Below are 20,381 nucleotides of genomic sequence, written 5' to 3'. Positions count from 1 at the left end.
TATTCAGGCTCAGGCTCCTTTTTATTGTCCTAAGAACCCAAAATCCCGAACAATCCAAGCACTTTCACTGGACAGAGACACAAAAAGCATGCCAAGCTAAATATACTGCGAAAAAATTACATACAATGGAAGGGTTGATCAAATGAAAATGTACGATATCACAGGTGAAATCTTTGAGGGAATGGCTGTATACAAAGACAAACTGGAAAAACAGCCAAAAATTAACCAACTGACAAACGGCTATGTGACAGAAACACGGTTGGAAATGGATGTCCATACGGGTACGCACATCGATGCCCCGCTTCATATGAAAGTGGACGGCGAAACCTTTGAATCGATTTCATTGGACAAGCTTGTCGGAAAATGCAAAGTGTTGGATTTAACAGCATCTGAGAACGGCATTTCAAAAGCGGAGCTGGAAAAGTTTGAGCTTGAAAAGGATGACTTTGTTCTATTTAAAACAAAAAATTCATTTGATGATCATTTTAACTTCGACTTTATTTTTCTTGCAGAAGACGGTGCAGCCTACTTGTCCGAGATCGGCGTTCGTGGAGTTGGCATTGATGCGCTCGGAATCGAACGAAGCCAAGAAGGGCATCCGACGCACAAGACCTTGTTCGAACATGACATCATCATCATTGAAGGCTTGCGCCTGAAAGAAGTCGAGCAAGGCGAATACTTTATGGTCGCAGCACCGCTTAAATTAGTCGGTACCGACGCGTCACCTGCCAGAGTGATGCTGTTTGAAGGATTGAACGTTTAAAACGTTGAAAAGAAATTCCAAGGAGAGAACCCATGTATAAAATGATTGCAATTGATCTAGACGGAACACTTTTCACAGACGAACTGACCATTTCTCCCGGAACTGTGGCCGCGATTCAAAAAGCGATCGAACTGGGGACTGTAGTCACGATTGCGACAGGAAGAATGTTTTCTTCTGCGAAACTTGTGGCAGAACAGTTGGGGATCGATGCCCCGCTCATTACGTACCAAGGCGCCATGATCAAGGCCATAGGCGAAGGAGAGGCTTTGTATGAGCAGGCCGTCTCCCCTGACATTGCCAAAAAATTAATTCACATTGCCCGTGAAAAAGAGATTCACTTGCAAGTGTATCAAGACGACATTCTCTACGGAGCAGCGGAAACGGAGAAGCTAATAGCTTATGCCGAAGCTGTTCAAGTGCCGTATGCTATAGAACCGGACTTGATCAGGCTTGCGGAAAAAGGGTTTACCAAATTGCTCTTTATCGACGAACCCGATGTCTTGGATATCCTTCAAAAAGAATTGCGGGCACTATTCGGTGAGTCTGCCTATATCGAAAAATCGAAAAAGAATTACTTGGAAGTGACGCATCCGGAAGCCAACAAAGGAACGGCCCTTTTATTCCTGGCAAACCACCTTGGCATCGCCCAATCAGAAATTATCGGGATTGGCGACAATCACAACGATCTTGAATTGGTCAAAGCAGCCGGGTTTGGCATTGCGATGGGCAATGCCGTACCGGAAGTCAAAGAGATTGCCGATTACACCTCGCTGACAAACAATGACGAAGGTGTACGCCATGCAATCGATAGGTTTATTTTAGAGCCCCAGAAAATTGCCGCAGTGAAGAGAGGAAGCGAAAATCATGCCTAACTTGGGAGAAAAAAGCTTTAATTGCGAAAAAGAACTGACCCTTTCCATCATCGGCGGAAAGTGGAAAATGCTGATTCTCTGGCATTTAGGCAAAGAAGGAACAAAACGGTTTGGCGAATTGAAAAACCTGATGCCGGGCATTACCCAGCGCATGCTGGTCACCCAATTGCGTGAACTGGAAGAGCACTTAATCGTGCACCGCGAAATTTATCCGGTTGTGCCGCCGAAAGTGGAATACTCTCTAACTGATCAGGGGCGCAGCTTGATTCCCATCCTCGACTCCATGTACGAATGGGGCAAAGATTACATGGAGCAAAATTTAGATACGACGATAGAAGCCAATAAAAATGCTTAAACAAAGCGGATTGCAGCAGCATGCAGTCCGCTTTGTTTTATGATCTCCTGTTATACAGGTTGAAGGGGGTAAGCTGAGGGTAGGTAAGATAAAAGCAGGTATCCTATACATATAGAAAGGAGTGTTCAAATGACACAAAAAGTCTGGTTTCAAACAGCTGTCGCCATTATTTTCACACTGGTTATCATTCGTTTATTTATCGAAGTGCAAGGTGTCTTCTCTCCACTTTTTGTAGTGGCAGAAACTATTTTCCTGCCTTTGCTAATCGGCGGAGTACTCTTTTATTTGACGAGGCCCATTCTTCATTTTCTGCAAAACAAGAAAGTTCCCAAATGGGCGGCAATCTTACTGATTTTCGCATTGATGGGCTTTCTTCTATGGTTATTTTATATTTTGCTGGCTCCCATTGTTTCCGAGCAAGTAAACTCACTTGCGGACAATGCGCCGGAAATTATCGAAAGCGCAGAGGAGTATGGACAATACCTGTTGAACCAACGCGAACATTTGCCGGAATCGGTGCGGGAACAAGTAAATGGGATGACCGGACAATTTACTGACTGGGCTGGAAATATCAGTTCTTGGCTCTTGACGTTCCTAATGGGACTGTTTTCAGGTGTGCTTGCGCTCATCCTGGTTCCTTTTTTCCTGGTTTATATATTAATTGACCACCGGAAATTTGCACCATTTGTCGCTCAGTTTTTCTCTGGAGAACGAAAAACCTGGATTCGCAAAACGTTGCACGATATAGATGAGACCTTGAAATCTTATATTGTGGGACAATTATTTGTCAGTTTGACCGTCGGCGCTATGCTGCTAGTCGGCTACCTGATCATTGGACTTGAATATGCATTCTTGTTGGCTCTTATTGGGGTCATGACCAACGTCATCCCTTTTCTCGGACCTTATATCGCCGTTATTCCAGCGATGATTATTGCACTGGTTCAAGATCCGATTATGGCCGTTTATGTAGCCATCATCATGCTGGTGGCACAGCAAATTGAGGGGAACCTCATTACGCCGAATATTATGGGCAACGCACTGAATGTACATCCACTTACCGTCATCACTTTAATACTGGCCGCCGGGAACATTGCCGGCATTTGGGGCATCATACTGGCCGTTCCTTTTTACGCCGTCATCAAAACTATTGTTTCCAATTTCTATGCCAAACGAAAAGACATCGAGGAAAAAGCGACAGAAAAAGTGTAGTACAAGAAGCTCTTTTGTACACGAAAGTAGATATTGATTGGGCAATCGTCCATACCCATTGCACTTAGAAAGCAACTTTGACAGAAAGTGGTGACGCTAATGACTGTTCTCGTGACCGGCTTTACCGGCAATTCAGGCTATGAAGTTGCACAAATTTTAAAGAGCAAAAGCATGTCCTTCAAGTGTGCAGTGCGCAATGTAGAAAAAGCCGTACAACAATATGGCGAAGAGTATGAGTTTGCCGCTTTGGATTTTGCAGATCCAGACACCTTTGAGAGGGCGTTGCAAGGCGTCAGCCAACTGTTTCTAATGTATCCGCCAGGGGCAAACCTGCAATTTGCGGAGTTCCTGGAGCAAGCCAAACAGATGGGCGTTCAACACATTACTTATTTATCGGTAAAAGACGTCCAGTTTTTGCCGTTTATCCACCATTATAAAAACGAAAAGCTGATTAGAAAATTAGGTGTACCGTACACCTTTGTCCGTGCCGGCTATTTCATGCAAAACCTGAACGACTTTTTACGCGAGGAAATCAACGAAAATCATCGTATTTTCGTTCCGGCCGGCAAGGGCCAAACAAGCTTTGTCGACGTCCGTGATTTGGCAGAAGTGGTTTCTTTATCTTTCCAAGATCCACAGCTTCATAAAAACAAAGCTTATACAATCACGGGCGCTGAAGCGTTAAATTTTTCACAAGTAGCTGAAAAGATGACCCATGTTCTCGGCAAACCCATTTCCTACACAAATCCATCGGCGAAAGATTTCAAGGAATATATGATAAGCCGTGGAAAAGATAAAGGATTCATCAATGTCGTCGTCGGCATCCACTTCCCTACCAAGTTGGGTTTGGCAAAAGGCATAACTTCTGATTATCAAAAACTAACGGGCAAGCAGCCGCGAAAAATCGAGGCATATATTTACGATTACCGGGAGTATTGGGAATGATGGTGACAGAGTGTTTTATGGTGAACGGTTGTCACAGGCTCACCTGATCGCCTTCGTATTTATCTGGCTGGCTCTTGTCATTTTCACCTATTCTTCAATTAGCACTACGAGAACAACAAGAAACTCATAGTATGAATAGTTAAAAAGCCAAACTTTTTTCATCATAGAACGCTTACATTTTATTTTGTATGTTTCAGCTTGGTTTTTAGTGGTAGATAAACAAGGTAACCAACTATTGCCAATATGAGGAGCGATTTAAATGTCGAATATCCCAAACCCTAGAACACAATACACAACAGATAACTTTCCGAAACAATACCAAGAGCCGCCTGGCCTTCAAAAAGATATGAGCCCACTTCCAGATTGCGGCGAAACAAGCTATACCGGATCAGGAAAATTAGCAGGACGCAAAGCGCTGGTAACCGGCGGGGACTCCGGAATCGGCCGTGCAGCTGCTATTGCTTATGCACGAGAAGGCGCAGACGTCGCCATCAACTACTTGCCGGTTGAACAGCCCGATGCAGAAGAAGTTAAAAAACTGATCGAAGCTGAAGGGCGAAAAGCTATTTTGATTCCAGGAGATTTGAGCAGTGAATCTTTCTGCAAAGAATTGGTTGAAAAGGCGCATTCGGAACTTGGCGGCTTGGATATTCTTGCATTAGTTGCCGGCAAGCAGCAGGCCGTTGAAGATATTTTAGAATTGCCTACCGAGCAGCTTGAAAAAACATTCCAAGTTAATGTTTATTCATTGTACTGGACGGTCAAAGCAGCACTTCCGCACCTTCCTGCAGGAGCTTCTATTATTACAACCAGCTCTGTTGAAGGTTTTGATCCGAGCCCGATGCTTGTCGATTATGCAGCAACAAAATTTGCGATTATCGGATTCACCAAAGCGATGTCTAAGCAATTGGCAGACAAAGGCATCCGTGTAAATTCGGTTGCGCCAGGACCAATCTGGACTGCTCTGCAAATTTCCGGCGGACAGCCACAGGAAAACATTCCGGAATTCGGAAAAGGCACGCCTGAAACTCCACTGGGACGTGCAGGACAGCCTGTTGAATTGTCATCTGTCTATGTGTTCTTAGCGTCAACCGAATCCAGCTACGTAACTGGACAAATTTACAGCATAACTGGCGGAATGCCGACAGCTTAATCATAATTCAACATTCTACAAAAAAAGCTTGCAGCAACCGATTTTCGGTACTGCAAGCTTTTTATGATGTTAAAATCGTACGTATGAATTGGCCACTCTTTATTTCTTCTTCAACAACCGATAAGCAATAAATGCAATGGCCAGCAAGGCAACCACAAGGAAAACCGTAATTAACGAATTCCCCTCATCTTCTGTCGTTTCGGCAACGTTTTCTTCTGCCGCTGGTGTTGCTATTTCAACTATCGGCTCTTCTTCTGTTGCCGATTCTCCTGGTGCTGCTTCGGACTCCGCCTCTTCTGCTGCAGGTTCTTCCGCTGCAGCTTCAACGTTCAATTCAAATGCTACTTCACCTTCGATCGGGTGGCCATCTGCCCCAATGATTTTCCATTGAATGGTGTAAGCTGCATTTGGAAGCTCTTCTGCAAGGGTTCCCGTCATAACCCCATCTGAAATTGCGATGTCGCCAAATTCATAGGCTTCGCCTGCGCTTGTCAACGTCATCGTACTTCCCTGTTCGATGACTGTCCCAAACGTCAGAACCACTTCTTCCAAAGGTTCAACTAGCACTGCTCCTTCCGCAGGTGACGATGAAGACAGTGTAGTGTGTGCCTGACCCATTAACGGCATCGAAAAAATTGCTATTATAAGTAAGCTGATGATTTTTTTCATCTTGTGGTCCTCCATTCTTTTGACTTCATTCGTTTATTATAAGCTATAGCCCGGTGATGAAGTGCTTGAATCGGTCCCTTCTTCAAATACCATGGCCAAAATCCTCGCCTTCATGCCGCTAGAAAATAGTTGTTTATTCGCGAATTCAGAAAGCTCATTCATCAACTCCATAAGCTCCAAACACTCCCAGCAACTTGCTAAGTGCTTGTCAATTTCTTCCTTCCACCGCTTTTCAACTGGCAGAGATCCGTTGATGTAATCTACCACAAGGTCGCATTCCATCTCCACAATTGAATCCCTCCTTTGTATTCCTAACCAATTCGCCGGCTATAAGGCGCTATTTAAGCAAACAAAAAGCTAGCCGATTAAGGCTAGCTTTTCATTAGCGTCCACAAATCTTACTGTTTGCGTGTGCGAACAGCTACTACAGTCGTAAGAGCTGCAAGCATTAAGCCAGCCAGTACCCACATGAATGGGAACGATCCTGTATCTGCTGTGCCGCCCATACCTGTTGCAGGCATTTCAGATGGCATTTCTGTTGCACCGAATTCTTCTGGGAATTGGTCAACGATTGCCGCTGATAATCCAGCTGCAGGCATTGTCATATGTGCATAAGCTTCACGGATCGAGCTGTATGCTGTTTCATAATCACCCGCTACGTACGAATCAAATGCTACTAGCAATTGGTCTACGTGTGCTGTCAATCCTTCTTCTAATGCATCCGCAGGAACGCGTCCTTCTGTTGCTGCGTCAAGCAATGCTGCTTGTTCCACGATGTAGCTATCCAAATCAGCTTTTGCTTGGTCCTGTGCTTCTGTATTTTCTTCACCAGTTGCCACGACATAATCCACAAAGTAGCCGATGTGAGAGTTCCAGATTTCAGAGAATTGTGCCCCAGCTTCTTCGCCGTAGACAGATCCAACTGCTGCAGACAAATCATCCGCATTGGCTAAAAGTGCAGCTGATGCTTGGTCAAAGCTTTCTGCGCCGTCAGCACCGTCTTGCATCGCCATTGCGGCAAGTCCAGCGTGCTCAGTGAAGATTGCATTCAATGACGCGCGCAAATCTACTGCCGGTGTATCCGGGTTCGTGTTTTCGAACTTCTCTGGGAATTGCGTAGTGATCGCAATCGACAAGCTTTCTGCGAACATGCTCATGTGGTGAATCGATTCGCGTTCGTCTGTGTAAGCTTTTTCAAAGTCGCCTGCTACATACGCATCAAAAGCTGAAATCAGCTGATCCACGTGCACATCCAGTCCTTCTTGAACCGCTGCTGCTGGCAGAAGTCCTTCTGTTGCTGTATCGAAGAATGCCGATTGTTCAACTTTGTATTCTTCTAAAGCAGCTAACGCCTGGTCTTTCGCTTCTTGGTTGTCTTCACCAGTTGCCACGACATAATCCACGAAATAGCCGATATGAGAATTCCAAACTTCAAGGAATGCTGCTCCGCCTTCTTCACCGTAGACCGAAGTCACGGCTGCTGCCAAGTCATCGGAGTTCGCTAGAAGAGCTGCAGAAGCTTGATCAAAATCTTCCGCTCCATCTGCGCCTTTGCGCATGGTTTCAACCGCTAAAAATGCGTGTTCCGTTAATACCGTATCAAGGGCAATGCGTAATTCCGCTGCCGGTGTCGCCGTGCTTGACTCCATCGCCGTTTCGCTTGCTGGAGTTGAATGGCCATGGCTGTCTGCCAATGCCGCCGTTGGTACCAATAAGGCTAATGATAGTGGAAGTGCTAAAAGACATTTGTTTAATTTCATAAAAAATCGCTCCCTTTTTCTTTTTTTTTTGGTTATACAGGGATAACGCACAAAGAAATGATTTAGATCACTTTTTTTAAAATTTAATTTTATTAGTTGAACTGACAATCTTTATGTATTGATAATTAGCAGACGCTTTCCTATGAAACAACTGATTCAGCACCAACTAGAACAACTGCAGCTGCATAAAGTACGCAGACATCTTTTTCGTCCCATATTTAATTCTCAACACACTACACTCGTATATAGGTAATAGGCGTGAATGGCTATTCTCTTTGAAAATGAGATTCTTCAATAGAACATAATCAAATTTAACTTTGCTCATGTCTAATAGGTAAGAACAACAAAAAACAGCTCAGGTAGTTTGAAATACATACCTGGGCTGCTTTTCTTTTTGTTGCGTAAATTCAGTCTGCTCCTTCAAAAACTTGGCGCAGTTCAATCTGGCCTTCTCCATTCCCCATAGGGTCCGGCATGCGCATTGCCCAGCTGACAGCTTCTTCCTGTGACTTAACATCAATCAAAATAAATCCAGCGACTAACTCTTTCGATTCTGAAAATGGGCCGTGGGAAACTGAAGGCTCTTTTCCTGGATCCAAAAATGCGAGGCGCATTCCATTTGAACTTGGATAAAGTCCTTTTGCCATAACCCTGACCCCTGCCTCAACCAATTCTTCGTTGTACTTCGACATTGCTTCCATAAGCTCGGAACTCGGAAGTTTTCCAGCTTCTGAACTGGCAGAAGCTTTGACAATCAGCATAAATAGCATAGAAACTCCCCCTTTTAATTGTTTAGCAACTAACGGAAGTATTCGAGAAGAACATAACAATTCCTTTTTATTTTCCAGTCTTATCCGATGTTAACTTTTTTATAAAATTTAATTATTTCAAAGTAAGCAACCGTCGACGCTCTTTCTTCAGCTGCTAGCGTTTTGTGTAATAGTGCTTCATTAGTTATTTTGAACTATTTAAAGTCTGAGGGACGGTGTATATAATTCTCTCTAGCGCGTGTTTAAAATAAGTATATATATCTACTTTCATTTTATAAACAAATTTAAGGGTGGAAGCTTAAGTGAGACCTATTCTGTCTTGGCTGATTTGTTGAGTGCCTGTTATTGCAGAATTTGAATTTTTAAGAATTATGGAGGAAAAACAATGCGCTTTTCACTAAGTCTGCGGACACAATTATCGATCATTTTTGCCAGCACAACTATTTTACTAATTTTTATTTTCGGCCTGGTATATGGAGACCGCTCAATCAAACAAGTAGAAGTTGAGATTGGCAATTCACTTAGTGAATCTGCCTACTTAATGGAGAACAACCTCGATCAATACATGTGGTCCAGATACGGTGAAACCATCTTGCTCAGCGGCTTGCCGGATATTCAGCAACCTGATAATCCGGAAGAAATCGCTTCGCTGCTCAACCAAACACAAGAAGCTTTCCCATCTTTTTCTTGGATTGGCTTGACAGACCCGGATGGCACAGTCATTGCTTCTACCGGCTCAATTTTAGAGGGGGTCGATATTTCTGAACGTCCAGTTTATACAGGAGCTTTGGAAGGAACCTTTATTGGCGATGTTCATGAAGCTGTTCTGCTCGCCGACCTTTTGCCTAACCCGACCGGAGAAGAAATGAAATTTGTGGATATCAGCACACCCATTTACAACGACAATGACGAATTCACCGGCGTTCTAGCTACGCATTTAAGCTGGGAATGGATAAAAGAAGTTGAGGCCTCTATGCTCGATTCCATTAACAATCGGGACAGCATTGAATTTTTAATTGTCAGCGAAATAGATGATGTCGTTATTCTGGGTCCCGATGATCTTATTGGCAAACCATTGGATCTGGAGAGTATCGATTTGGCCCGTACCGGCCAGAATGGATCGATTATTGAAACGTGGCCAAATGAAGAAGAGTACGTGACCGGCTATATGACGGAAAACGGCTATATGGATTATCCAGGTTTAGGATGGACGATTTTAGTCCGGCAACCTGTAGATGTGGCATATGCATCCACTAAAGAACTCATAACATTCTTTCTTGGAGCTGGATTGATCTTTGTTGTATTGTTTGCGGTTCTCGGTTGGTTCCTTGCCGGAAGATTAGCTTCTCCACTAAAAAAAATCGCATCGGCAGCCGACCGGCTCAGATTGGGGGAGCAAGTTCAAATCCCGTATTACAAAGGAACTTCGGAACTGGAAACCTTATCTCTTTCGCTAAGAAAACTCGTTTCAGACCTTACCCATACGGAAACGGCTTTAGTGGAAATGAAGGAAGTTGCCAACCGGGATGAACTCACAGGATTGGCTAACCGCTATGCCCTGGATTATTATTTGCGTGAATTTATTCAAAAACACCAAACAGCGATTGTTTTATACATTGACTTGGACGGCTTTAAACTGATTAACGACACATTGGGCCACAATGCAGGTGACGAACTTCTCGTTCAAGTCGCTCAAAGGCTCAAAACCGTTGTCAGAGAAGAAGAAATGATTTCTAGAGTGGGCGGCGATGAATTTATTGTCATTTTGCCGGCCGGCAAAGAAGACCTCGTCAAAAGGGGAAAAAGTGTGGGAGAAAGAATCATTTCCTCCATTAACAAACCTTACTCACTCGATGGCGAAAAGGCTTCTGTCAGCTGCAGCATTGGAGCCGCCTTCTGGGAAGCTTCCACTCCGATCAATATCGAAGAGACAATCAGAACAGCAGATGAGGCATTATACGCTGCTAAGCGAGAAGGAAAAAACCGAATCCATATTTATAGCAGCTGATTGTGCATCATGTGATACGCACCACCCTGAAAAATTAATTTAGGATCCTAAAATTTTAAATCTTTGATGATTTTTATTATTTTAAAATAATATATATGTTTTCTAATTAGTTTTTCAAAAATAAAAGTCTCTCCTTCAAAAAGGAGAGACTTTTAATTTTTTGCAATCCAAACAAGCATTATATTTCAAAATTTTAATGCCTAGTATTCCAAAAGGTCTACTTTATTTTTTGGCATCAATAAATTCTAAATAAATATATTAGAATACCTTTTAGAAAAGGGAAGCTGACTCGAAAATACTCATCTTTTCTAGGTAAAAACCCAAAATTTTTAACAATGAGTTTAATTATTCGTGATTTGCGCTATATATGTATGGTAAAGACTGCTCACTTTTTCACTTATAAGCTTATACAAATATAACCAGCTAGTATTTTATGTTTGTTTGTCGAATAAAAAAGAAGTATTTCTTCCTACCTCGACCCATTGGTTTCTGTTCACCCATACCTTTCAACGTGCACTATCTGTATTAAATTTCTAACTACCATCAGAGACTGGAGCAAATTTCATGAAACATTTACGCACCGATGTACAAAACGCCATTTTGGAAGCCATGCTAAACGGCAGCCAAGTCGCCACGGTAGTGACAGACCCCCAACAGGCAGACAACCCGATTATCTACACAAATCAAACCTTCGAACAGTTGACCGGCTACGCGTCCGAAGAAATCATCGGGCGGAACTGCCGGTTTTTGCAGGGTCCAGAAACGGATCCGCAAGCCATTGTCCAAATAAAAGAAAGTGTTTCAAGCCGGGTCAAAAACACTGTGACCATCCGAAACTACCGGAAAGACGGCAGCATGTTCTGGAACCGCTTGAGTATTGAACCGGTTGTGGTGGACGATCATTTGTATTACATAGGCACTCAAACCGACGTGACAAACGAAGTACGCCAAAAATTTCTGCTGGATGAAAAGGAAGAAGAAATCAACCAGCTGCTCTTGCCAATCATTCCAATCCACCCAGACTTAGGGGCTGTTGCTCTTGTGGGAAAAATGGACAACCAGCGCTTTGGGGTTTTGATTTTAAAGTTAAGTGAGTTTATTCAACAAACAGGGACGCATCATCTCATCATCGACACAACCGGGACAATCTGGGAGGTCAATTTTTTGTACGATAAACTGTTGGAAGTTCAGGACGTGCTGCGCTTGATGGGAAGCAAACTTTATATCACAGGAATAAATTCCCAGACAGCTATCGACATCGTTAGCCAAAGAACACCCGATCAATCCCTCCTGACCTTCTCAACAATTCAGCAAGTAATTGAACAATTAAATCTTAGTTCTTACCTTGCCGCAAAAGAAAAATAGGGCTTTCAAAGTATAGAGATAAAATTAAAAAATATAAAAGGTTTCAAAAAATATTATTGTGGCAATAACATTAGGCATAAGGAGGACAAAACAAACAGAGCAACAACAAAATAACTTATGAGAACATGGAGATGACAAGATGAACACACGAAGAAATTTTAAATCATACTTTGCCCCTGAAACAGATGACGCTGGACGAAACATTTCATGGAGTTCAATCATTGCAGGTGTCGTTACATTTATCGCATTTTTAATTATGTTTAGTTTGATCGGCACCGCAATCGGGCTGGGGGTAACAGACGCCACTTCAAACGACCCATTCGCTGGCGTAGGAACAGGATTAGCTATCTGGGGAATCCTATCATTGCTTATCTCATTACTGGCAGCTGGAGCTGTTGCCGGTATTACAGCAGCTAGAGCCGGCTTGATTCACGGTTTTCTAACGTGGGCTACAAGCGTTATTGTTCTGTTTGTTTTGTTAACCTTTACAACGATCAACACATTCCAAACTGTCGGATCTATTTTTGGCAGTGTCGGCAGTGCTGTTGGCCAAGGCGCCGGTTCCGTTGCCTCTACAACAGGTGACGCCATCCAAGCAACATTTGATAATGTCACCGAAAACTTTTCTGGAGTCGATACAGGAGAACTAGAAGGCAATGTTGAGGAAATCCTGGTTGATACAGAAATTCCTGAATTGCAGCCAGGCTATTTAGATACACAACTGGAAGAAAGCAGAAACGAAGTATTGGATGCAGGGAAAGAGTTAGCTGTGAACCCTGAAAACTCGGATGCTATTCTTCAAGACTTGTCGGACTCTTTAACAGCCAAGGCAGAAGAAATTCAAGGTTCTGTTGATGAAGAAGCTATTTCTGAGGCAGTTGCCACTAATACGGAGTTGAGCGAAGCTGAAGCTGAAGAAGCGACCGCCAACATCGTTGATGGATTAAACCAAGCAACTACACAGGCAAGCGAACAAGTTGAAAATGCTCAAGCAGCACTGGAAGATGCTTCACAGGAACTGGAACAAACTATCGCCGAACTTCGCCAGTCAACGGAAGAAGTGACGCAAACCGCATCTACCGTTTCAATTTGGGGCTTTGTTGCTCTGCTGTTGACAATGGTTGTAACTTCAATAGCCGGCATTTTCGGATCCAGCTTTGTACGCAAACAACGCGTTGTGAATAAGTAATCCTCAATTTTTCAGTAACCACCCTTTGGAGAACCTACTCTCCGAAGGGTTTTTTCTGGAAAAAATTCGCTTTGCATCAACAACTTTAAAATGATAAAAATTTTGAAGTTCGATGTACTATTTTGCTTTCATTTCTTAAGAAATATGGTATGCTGAAAAATAGGCACAATTACTGGAACGAACGTTCTTTATGACCACTCCAGTGAATCAATCGATCCAATAATTGATCTGTTCAGACTAATTTCTTTGCTGCATTTCTCCAAAAACCATTTCAATTTGCTTTTTTGCAACTGCTTAACCTGGTATAAGAAACCTACACACCCTTTGTTCAAGAAAATAAGTCCGGTAAAGCGCTGTTTATCAATTACATTATTTTCCTTTAATAGATTTATATTTTACTGTACAAACCGCAGTCATAAGTACAAAACCATAAGAAAGTGTCGTGAACGAAATTACAAGTATAGTAGGATCATACAATCTGCCTTTAGTCATTCTTTCAGTCCTGGTAGCCATTTTTTCAGCATCGGTTGCACTGGATATCAGCAGCCGCATTAAATACTCAAAGCGAGTCGCACCCATTCGATGGATTGCAGCAGGCGCACTTGTTCTCGGGTTGGGAATATGGACCATGCATTTTATCGGCATGCTTGCTTTCAACTTGCCGATTGATGTGACCTATCGCTTCAGCCTAGTCACGCTCTCTGTTATTCCTGCAGTCATTTCCTGCGGAATCGCTTTTTATATCATCAGCCGGCCTACTGTTAGCCGCGCTAATTTATTATTCGGCGCTTTTTTTATAAGTGCAGGCATAATTTCAATGCATTTTCTTGGCATGGAAGCAATGCGTATGGAAGCGGCTCTTTCATACGATCCCGTTTTGTGGACAGCATCAGCTGCCATTGCTTTTGCAGCTTCTTATATTGGCTTGTACCTTTTATTTTATTTGCCAAACGTACCGCGCTTTCACTGGAGAAAAGTAGCAAGTGCCATATTGATAGGGCTAGCTGTCTCTGGAATGCACTACACAGGCATGTCTGCAGCCCATTTTTCCCCTTCCCAGCATACGATGGAACATGCCGGCCAATTTTCAATGAATACCACCTTGATGGCTTGGGGAATAGGAGCTGGTATGCTCGTGCTGCTTGTTCTGGCGGTTACCAGCATATGGACTGACAAAAAATTAGAAGACCAATCCGCAGAATCCGAACTGAAGTTTCAGTCTGTCGTGGAATCGGCAAAAGATGCCATTATCGTTGCCGACTTCACAGGTGCCATTATTCATTGGAACGAGGGCGCCGAACTTATTTTTGGCTATACCAAACAAGAAATTCTAGGCTCGAATATTGACACAATTATTCCAAATCGTTTTAAAGATGCTCACCGCAGTGGCATGGAAAAATACCGGGAGACCAAAATTCCACACGTTATCGGCAACACCGTCGAACTCACAGGAACCAGAAAAGATGGCAGCGAATTTCAACTGGAGATGTCTTTGGGAACGTGGGAATCTGAAAAAGGCATATTTTTCAGCAGCATCATAAGAGACATCACAGAGCGCAAAATCTCCGAAGAAAAAATAAATGACTTGGTCTACTTGGATCCATTGACCGGCCTGCCGAACCGCCGGCTGTTTAATGACCGCATCGATTCATTGCTGAAACAAGGCGATCAAAACGGACTTACCTTTTCTCTTTTTTATATGGACTTGGATAATTTTAAGATGATTAACGATCGTTTTGGACATACGATTGGCGATTTGTTTTTGAAAAATGTAACCGAACGCTTGCAGCAGTATACAGCAGACAAGGATACACTTTCCCGACTAGGTGGCGACGAGTTCGTGATGGTATTGCCGGGCACAGAGTACAGCAAGGCCGCAGACCGCGCCCAGGAAATGATTGCGGCATTGAACAAACCATTTCAATTCGAAAGCGAAGAAATATTCACCAGTTTATCTATCGGGATCAGCCTCTTTCCCTCGGATGGAAGCGACTCTGAGACCTTAATTAAAAATGCGGATATTGCGATGTATCGAGCGAAAGAAGAAGGGAAAAACGGCTTTCAATTTTTCACAGACGACATGAACCAGATTACATCGAGAAAGTCTAAATTAGCTACAGGATTGCGCAGAGGAATTGAAAAAGGGGAATTTTTTGTTCACTACCAGCCCCAAATCAGTTTGGAAACGGAAAAAATCATTGGTGTGGAAGCCCTGTTGCGCTGGAATCATCCAGTAATGGGCAATATCTCCCCTGCTGAATTTATCCCTATCGCTGAAGAAACCGGAAGCATCACGAAGATTGGCGAATTTGTTTTAGCCGAAGCTTGCCGCCAAAACAAAGCGTGGCAAGATGCCGGCCTTTCTCCGTTCCGAGTAGCCGTTAACATTTCCGCCCGCCAATTTGCACAACAAGACTTGACTGAAATCGTCAGCAATATCTTAAAAGTCTCTGGCTTGCCTCCGCAATATCTAGAGCTGGAGCTGACGGAAACCATCATTCAAAATGCACAGAGTGCAATTGATACGATGCACGAATTATCTTCACTGGGCGTCCATCTATCAATCGATGACTTTGGAACAGGCTATTCTTCATTGAGTTACTTAAAACTGTTTCCCATTGATACATTAAAGATCGACCAGCATTTTACCCGCAACATCGAAAAGGATTTTAAAGATGCTGCTTTAGTTAAAACCATTATCCGGATGGCGCATGATTTAAACTTGAATGTGATTGCTGAAGGCGTGGAAACAAAAGAACAACTGGACTTTCTTAAAACGCAGCAATGCAATCAAGCACAAGGGTACTATTTTAACCGTCCCCTTCCTCCAGCAGAGATTGAACAAATTTACTACACACTCAAAACCGGGTAATTATTTCTCAGCCGATTAAAAAGTTTTTATTGATGTATTTGCTTGCTCATAAAGGTGAGTAAGTATTTCCATAACAATTCGTTGCAGATGGCGGACACTTCAAACGTGTCCGTTTTTTATATACTAAAAATTAGGGACTGTATACTGACAGCCGAATGCTATAGATTTTCTAAAAAAGGAATCTCAATCAATGAATATTTTTCTACTGCAACAAGAAACACTCGGCGCTCTATACGCCAAAAGCCAGCTTCACGATATACTGCATTTTCAATTAAAATTTAATATAATTTCTAAAAAAGAATGCCTTTGGAAAATCGAACATAAGACGAAAACAGTAATTATGAACTACAAAAGTCAAAAAATAAACCATCTAATGGCTCAGCTATTTAACTGAATATTATTTTTTAAATAATTTTATCGTTTATTCACGAATTAAAAGAATAACTATTGTTAATAAGACATAAAGTTCTTTCCATCTATATACCCAAAAATAATCTAAATTGCTCACTTTAAAATTAGTCTAAAAGTTATAATTTTGGGTAAACATAAGTTTAGTTCGAAATAATTACGAAAATTCATATGCAGTTTTTAAACTAATTGATGCTTCACGTTAATAGTTGAGGGGGAAACCGCAATGCACAACGAACAAATACAAGAGTGGATGAATGCAAATGATGAATTTCTGATAGTAATTGATGAAACAGGCACTATTGTCCATGTAAACCGGGCATGGGTCGACTTTTGTATAGAACATTCGGTAAGGGAATCCCTCCGAACAACAGGTACTGATTATTTTATGCAATTAATCGAGCGAAAAAGACTTAATGAAGTTAGCGCTATTCAAGATGTCATCAAAGGCGGAAAAACTGAGCACAAACAAATATACCCATTCCTATTACAAAACGGAAAAAAACAATGGCTTTCCGTTAAAGTTCGAAAGATCAAGCTCGTTTCCTCCAACTCTTATGGAGCTTTGATCAGCCATAAACCGATTAGCCTCCACGATATTGAACCGATTACTGCAGAACATGTTCTGGAAAGCATGACAGATGGATTTGCATTGATGAATGATAAATTCCAACTCAATTACATCAATGAAATCGCCGAGCAACTATTCAGTGTGAAACGTGAAGACGTCATTGGCCTTGGATTATTCGATTTTTTTCCTGAAGCTGAAGGCTCTTCTTTTCATCAGGCATATGAACGGGCGATGAATGAACAAGTGGTTATCGAATTCGAAGATTATTATCATCCGCTCGGCACCTGGTACCAAATCAAAGTCTGTCCCCTTAAAAAAGGTGGGATTGCATTGTATTTTAAGGATGTCAGCGAGCAAAAGAAAATCGAAAAACAATTATCGGTATCTGTGTATTATGACCATTTGACTGATTTGCCGAACCGCCTATTTTTAATGGAAAAAACACGTTCATTAATGGAGAAAAAAAAGAACTTTACTATTTTTTATCTGAATATCGATAATTTGAAACTGATCAATACGATATACAGTCATGAAACCGGTGACATGGCATTAAAACAGGTTGCCGAAAGACTAAGGAGCATCATCAGTGACCGATGTGAGATTTTCCGACTAAACGGGGATGAATTCACTATCGTTTATGAGGGCGGAAACCCAGAAGTTTTTGCTGAAAAAATTACTGATTTGTTCGAGCAGCCTTTTGCTATTGAACATGGACAACCCCTTTTTATTAGTGCCAGTGTTGGCATTTCTTGTTATCCGGACGATGCGCCTTTGTTTAGTGACCTCGTAGCTCACGCAGAAACAGCAATGTACGAAGCCAAGAAAACCCGTGGGCCTTCGTATAAGTTTTTTCGCCCCGCCATGCATATCCGGCGGAGCAGAAGATCTGCTATTGAAGAGTGCCTATCTGGAGATTTGAATGGCATCGGAATCTATTACGCCCTTCAACCTCAAATAAATGGCAATTCAAGTGAAATGGCCGGAATTGAAATGTTGGCTCGCTGGAATCATTCAGAACTGGGAGCCATTTCGCCACTTGAATTTATTGAAGTTGCGGAAGCAACCGGGGTGATCGCTCCTTTGACTCTTCACCTGATTGAACATGTATTTATTCAAATGAATGATTGGCAGCAGCGGTTTGGCTGGAATCCGCGTACAGCAATCAATATGACACCGTCGCTTCTGGCAAACCCAGCATTTTTTGATGATTTTTTCGGACTCATCGAACAATACGAGATTCGCCCTCAACTGGTCGAAGTTGAAATTACCGAACAAGCAGAACTAACCTATTCCGACCGCACTCTGCAGCATTTGCTGTTATGTAAATCCAAAGGGATCTCCATCGCGATTGATGATTTTGGTACTGGGTTTTCCATGATTTCGTATTTGACCCATTTTCCGATAAATAAAATAAAAATAGATCGGTCGTTCATCCAAAAAATAGGGAATGACCGGAAGTCAGAGGCTGTACTCAAGTCACTCATTCATTTAGCAAAAAGTATTGAGTGCGATCTTGTCGCAGAAGGAGTGGAACGACCGAAAGAAGTTGAATTTCTTCTCGCCAACGGCTGTGCTGTTTTCCAAGGCTATTTGTATGACAAACCAATGAATCCGGCTGATTTTGAAGCCAAGTACCTTCAACTGGCTGCTAATGTTTCAGCAAGTACAAAAACGTTACCCAATCCACCTAATAATTGAACCCTCAAGCAGAGCCGAAGGATTCAATGGAGAAAGGAAAGTACAAGTGGAAAAAACAAAAACACTTCCCTTCGACAAATTTTTTATGACAGCAATAAAAGATATGGTATTTGTTGTTAGCGTTGAAAGTACCTCTACCTTCACCTATGCCTTCTTGAATCAATCCGTTTTTGAGCGAACCACTTTAACCGAAGCTGCAATTGGCAAAACATTTCAAGAAGTACACAATGGCATTTTGGCCGATGTTTTGATCATGAACTACACACAAGTATTGGCTACGAAAAAAAGTGTGGTTTATGCCGATTCTTACGTTTCTCCTGCAGGAGAATCTTATTATTCGGAATCTACGTTAACGCCACTTTTAGACGAAGATGGAAACTGCACGTATATTGTTGGGGTTGTCAAAGACATCACCGCTGAGCGGTTGGCAAAAATAGAAAGCCAACTAGCATGGAAGCGTATGGAAGAAAGCCACTCCCGGTACAGGTCGCTTTATGAAAACAACTCGGATGCTATCCTCGTTCTTGATACATCCGGAAAAATCCAGACCGGCAATTCAGCCTTGGATCAGCTAACCGGGTTCTTCCCAGACCAAGTAGCGGGTATAGAATTCAGTAAATTTATTTATGGGAAAGATATAGTTTCACTGGAAGCGGGCTATAAAAAGGTATTGGATGGAGGAATTGAAGATTTCCGAACAAAGTTTCGTGAGAAATCCGGCCACCTGATTGGTGTATCCATTCAGCTTTCACCGATTGAAGAAGATGGAGAAATCACCGGCATGTATGCCATTCTTCGAGATATGCGGGAGATCGACCATTTAATCAGCCAATATGCCGAAAGCGAAAACCGCTTTCGAATTATTGCCGAAAACGCCCACGATGTCATTGTACTAAGAGACTCCAAAGGACAGATGATTTACGTCTCTCCTGCCATTGAACGAGTCTACGGATTTACTCCAGAAGAATTTATGGAAAAGCCCCCTTTTCACAATATGCATCCAGAGGACATTCCACGCGTACGAAGCAGCTACAGAAGAGCGGCAAAAGAAGCGAAAAACTACGTGATTGAAATGCGGTTGAAACACAAAACCAAAGGCTGGCTCTGGTCCGAGCTCCAAGGAACTCCAATTTTCAATGAACACGGCCAGTTTATTCATATGCTGACCATCACGCGGGACATTTCCCTGCAAAAAGAACACGAAACAAAACTTCATTACTTCGCATACCATGACCCTCTGACCGGATTGCCAAATCGGCGATTCTTTAACCAACGATTGGCTGAAGAAATTGCTTCTCCACAGCATCCGGGTGAAAGTTTGGCGGTCATTTTGCTGGATATTGACCACTTTAAACAAATTAACGATGAATTTGGCCACGAAATTGGCGATGCCGTCATCGAGGAATTCAGCAGAAGGTTGAGCCAGCCACTACAAGAGGGCGATATGGCAGCCCGTCTTGGCGGTGATGAATTTGTCTTATTACTGCCAAGCGTGAAGACACGTGAACAGGCAGAACATCTCGCAAAAATCATTCAATCAGCTATGGATGGCCCATGGTATGTTCGCAATGGCCCTGCTAAAGTTACTGCCAGTATCGGAATCACCTTGACTCCACCAACCGGGGCAACAGTCTCATCTATTCTAAAAAGTGCAGACCTTGCGATGTACGACGCAAAAGAAGCTGGCAGAGGTACATTCCGGGTTACTGGTTTATAAACCACGGTTCCTAATAGTCATTTACAGGAACGGATACGAAAAATTCTTCCTTAACCC

General features: G+C 42.6%; 16 protein-coding genes. 12 read left to right on the top strand and 4 right to left on the bottom strand.

Annotation, left to right across the window (positions count from 1 at the left end; translation table 11 throughout):
* The first annotated feature begins 142 nt into the window (after window positions 1-142).
* The 6 genes from AC4EG4_RS09775 to AC4EG4_RS09750 all read left to right on the top strand — a co-directional run bounded on the left by AC4EG4_RS09775 (window position 143) and on the right by AC4EG4_RS09750 (window position 5,297).
* Window positions 143-763: a cyclase family protein gene (locus AC4EG4_RS09775; RefSeq protein ID WP_490987690.1), complete on the top strand. Its 621-nt coding sequence runs from the start codon at window positions 143-145 to the stop codon at window positions 761-763.
* A 32-nt stretch (window positions 764-795) separates the two neighbouring features.
* The gene (locus AC4EG4_RS09770) at window positions 796-1,635 is read left to right on the top strand and encodes a Cof-type HAD-IIB family hydrolase (protein WP_490987689.1); all 840 of its coding nucleotides are present in this window, start codon (window positions 796-798) and stop codon (window positions 1,633-1,635) included.
* Complete coding sequence (locus tag AC4EG4_RS09765; RefSeq protein ID WP_490977015.1) at window positions 1,628-1,990, top strand: winged helix-turn-helix transcriptional regulator; 363 nt, start codon at window positions 1,628-1,630, stop codon at window positions 1,988-1,990. The genes AC4EG4_RS09770 and AC4EG4_RS09765 overlap by 8 nt, the downstream gene beginning before the upstream one ends.
* A 129-nt stretch (window positions 1,991-2,119) precedes the next feature.
* Window positions 2,120-3,199, top strand: a complete 1,080-nt coding sequence (locus AC4EG4_RS09760) for an AI-2E family transporter (RefSeq protein ID WP_490987688.1) — start codon at window positions 2,120-2,122, stop codon at window positions 3,197-3,199.
* 99 nt (window positions 3,200-3,298) lie between these two features.
* A complete protein-coding gene (locus AC4EG4_RS09755) occupies window positions 3,299-4,144 on the top strand; it encodes an SDR family oxidoreductase (protein ID WP_490987687.1) in 846 nt (281 codons plus the stop codon).
* Between the two features lie 259 nt (window positions 4,145-4,403).
* Window positions 4,404-5,297, top strand: a complete 894-nt coding sequence (locus AC4EG4_RS09750) for an SDR family oxidoreductase (RefSeq protein WP_490977012.1) — start codon at window positions 4,404-4,406, stop codon at window positions 5,295-5,297.
* A 99-nt stretch (window positions 5,298-5,396) separates the two neighbouring features.
* On the opposite strand, the gene AC4EG4_RS09745 is transcribed toward AC4EG4_RS09750, so the two are convergent.
* The 4 genes from AC4EG4_RS09745 to AC4EG4_RS09730 all read right to left on the bottom strand — a co-directional run bounded on the left by AC4EG4_RS09745 (window position 5,397) and on the right by AC4EG4_RS09730 (window position 8,496).
* On the bottom strand, window positions 5,397-5,966 hold the full coding sequence (locus tag AC4EG4_RS09745; protein WP_490987686.1) for a copper resistance CopC family protein: 570 nt from the start codon (window positions 5,964-5,966) through the stop codon (window positions 5,397-5,399).
* A gap of 36 nt (window positions 5,967-6,002) precedes the next feature.
* Window positions 6,003-6,254, bottom strand: a complete 252-nt coding sequence (locus AC4EG4_RS09740) for an anti-sigma factor (protein ID WP_490987685.1) — start codon at window positions 6,252-6,254, stop codon at window positions 6,003-6,005.
* 110 nt (window positions 6,255-6,364) lie between these two features.
* Window positions 6,365-7,726 carry a copper amine oxidase gene (locus AC4EG4_RS09735; RefSeq protein WP_490977009.1) on the bottom strand — a complete coding sequence of 454 codons (1,362 nt, stop codon included), beginning with the start codon at window positions 7,724-7,726 and terminating at the stop codon, window positions 6,365-6,367.
* Window positions 7,727-8,133: 407 nt separating this feature from the next.
* The gene (locus AC4EG4_RS09730) at window positions 8,134-8,496 is read right to left on the bottom strand and encodes a YciI family protein (RefSeq protein WP_490977008.1); all 363 of its coding nucleotides are present in this window, start codon (window positions 8,494-8,496) and stop codon (window positions 8,134-8,136) included.
* 385 nt (window positions 8,497-8,881) lie between these two features.
* Between AC4EG4_RS09730 and AC4EG4_RS09725 the strand changes: the two genes are divergently transcribed.
* From AC4EG4_RS09725 to AC4EG4_RS09700, 6 genes are all read left to right on the top strand, one after another.
* The gene (locus AC4EG4_RS09725) at window positions 8,882-10,504 is read left to right on the top strand and encodes a sensor domain-containing diguanylate cyclase (protein ID WP_490987684.1); all 1,623 of its coding nucleotides are present in this window, start codon (window positions 8,882-8,884) and stop codon (window positions 10,502-10,504) included.
* A 564-nt stretch (window positions 10,505-11,068) separates the two neighbouring features.
* Window positions 11,069-11,869, top strand: a complete 801-nt coding sequence (ytvA, locus tag AC4EG4_RS09720) for a YtvA family blue-light photoreceptor (RefSeq protein WP_490987683.1) — start codon at window positions 11,069-11,071, stop codon at window positions 11,867-11,869.
* Between the two features lie 139 nt (window positions 11,870-12,008).
* Window positions 12,009-13,058, top strand: coding sequence for a hypothetical protein (locus AC4EG4_RS09715; RefSeq protein ID WP_490977005.1), 1,050 nt, complete (start codon window positions 12,009-12,011; stop codon window positions 13,056-13,058).
* A gap of 442 nt (window positions 13,059-13,500) precedes the next feature.
* Window positions 13,501-15,930 carry an EAL domain-containing protein gene (locus AC4EG4_RS09710; protein WP_490987682.1) on the top strand — a complete coding sequence of 810 codons (2,430 nt, stop codon included), beginning with the start codon at window positions 13,501-13,503 and terminating at the stop codon, window positions 15,928-15,930.
* 634 nt (window positions 15,931-16,564) lie between these two features.
* On the top strand, window positions 16,565-18,607 hold the full coding sequence (locus AC4EG4_RS09705; RefSeq protein WP_490987681.1) for an EAL domain-containing protein: 2,043 nt from the start codon (window positions 16,565-16,567) through the stop codon (window positions 18,605-18,607).
* 46 nt (window positions 18,608-18,653) lie between these two features.
* A complete protein-coding gene (locus AC4EG4_RS09700) occupies window positions 18,654-20,324 on the top strand; it encodes a sensor domain-containing protein (protein ID WP_490987680.1) in 1,671 nt (556 codons plus the stop codon).
* Window positions 20,325-20,381: the final 57 nt, after the last annotated feature.

It is taken from the genome of Planococcus sp. TJ-201 (assembly GCF_058268495.1).
This window is presented reverse-complemented; position numbering and strand designations above follow the sequence as displayed.

What these genes read in the sequence shown, in the direction of transcription:
- AC4EG4_RS09775 (WP_490987690.1), top strand. Translation starts at nt 143, where the DNA reads ATGAAAATGTACGATATCACAGGTGAAATCTTTGAGGGAATGGCTGTA.
- AC4EG4_RS09770 (WP_490987689.1), top strand. Translation starts at nt 796, where the DNA reads ATGTATAAAATGATTGCAATTGATCTAGACGGAACACTTTTCACAGAC.
- AC4EG4_RS09765 (WP_490977015.1), top strand. Translation starts at nt 1,628, where the DNA reads ATGCCTAACTTGGGAGAAAAAAGCTTTAATTGCGAAAAAGAACTGACC.
- AC4EG4_RS09760 (WP_490987688.1), top strand. Translation starts at nt 2,120, where the DNA reads ATGACACAAAAAGTCTGGTTTCAAACAGCTGTCGCCATTATTTTCACA.
- AC4EG4_RS09755 (WP_490987687.1), top strand. Translation starts at nt 3,299, where the DNA reads ATGACTGTTCTCGTGACCGGCTTTACCGGCAATTCAGGCTATGAAGTT.
- AC4EG4_RS09750 (WP_490977012.1), top strand. Translation starts at nt 4,404, where the DNA reads ATGTCGAATATCCCAAACCCTAGAACACAATACACAACAGATAACTTT.
- AC4EG4_RS09745 (WP_490987686.1), bottom strand. Translation starts at nt 5,966, where the DNA reads ATGAAAAAAATCATCAGCTTACTTATAATAGCAATTTTTTCGATGCCG.
- AC4EG4_RS09735 (WP_490977009.1), bottom strand. Translation starts at nt 7,726, where the DNA reads ATGAAATTAAACAAATGTCTTTTAGCACTTCCACTATCATTAGCCTTA.
- AC4EG4_RS09730 (WP_490977008.1), bottom strand. Translation starts at nt 8,496, where the DNA reads ATGCTATTTATGCTGATTGTCAAAGCTTCTGCCAGTTCAGAAGCTGGA.
- AC4EG4_RS09725 (WP_490987684.1), top strand. Translation starts at nt 8,882, where the DNA reads ATGCGCTTTTCACTAAGTCTGCGGACACAATTATCGATCATTTTTGCC.
- ytvA (WP_490987683.1), top strand. Translation starts at nt 11,069, where the DNA reads ATGAAACATTTACGCACCGATGTACAAAACGCCATTTTGGAAGCCATG.
- AC4EG4_RS09715 (WP_490977005.1), top strand. Translation starts at nt 12,009, where the DNA reads ATGAACACACGAAGAAATTTTAAATCATACTTTGCCCCTGAAACAGAT.
- AC4EG4_RS09705 (WP_490987681.1), top strand. Translation starts at nt 16,565, where the DNA reads ATGCACAACGAACAAATACAAGAGTGGATGAATGCAAATGATGAATTT.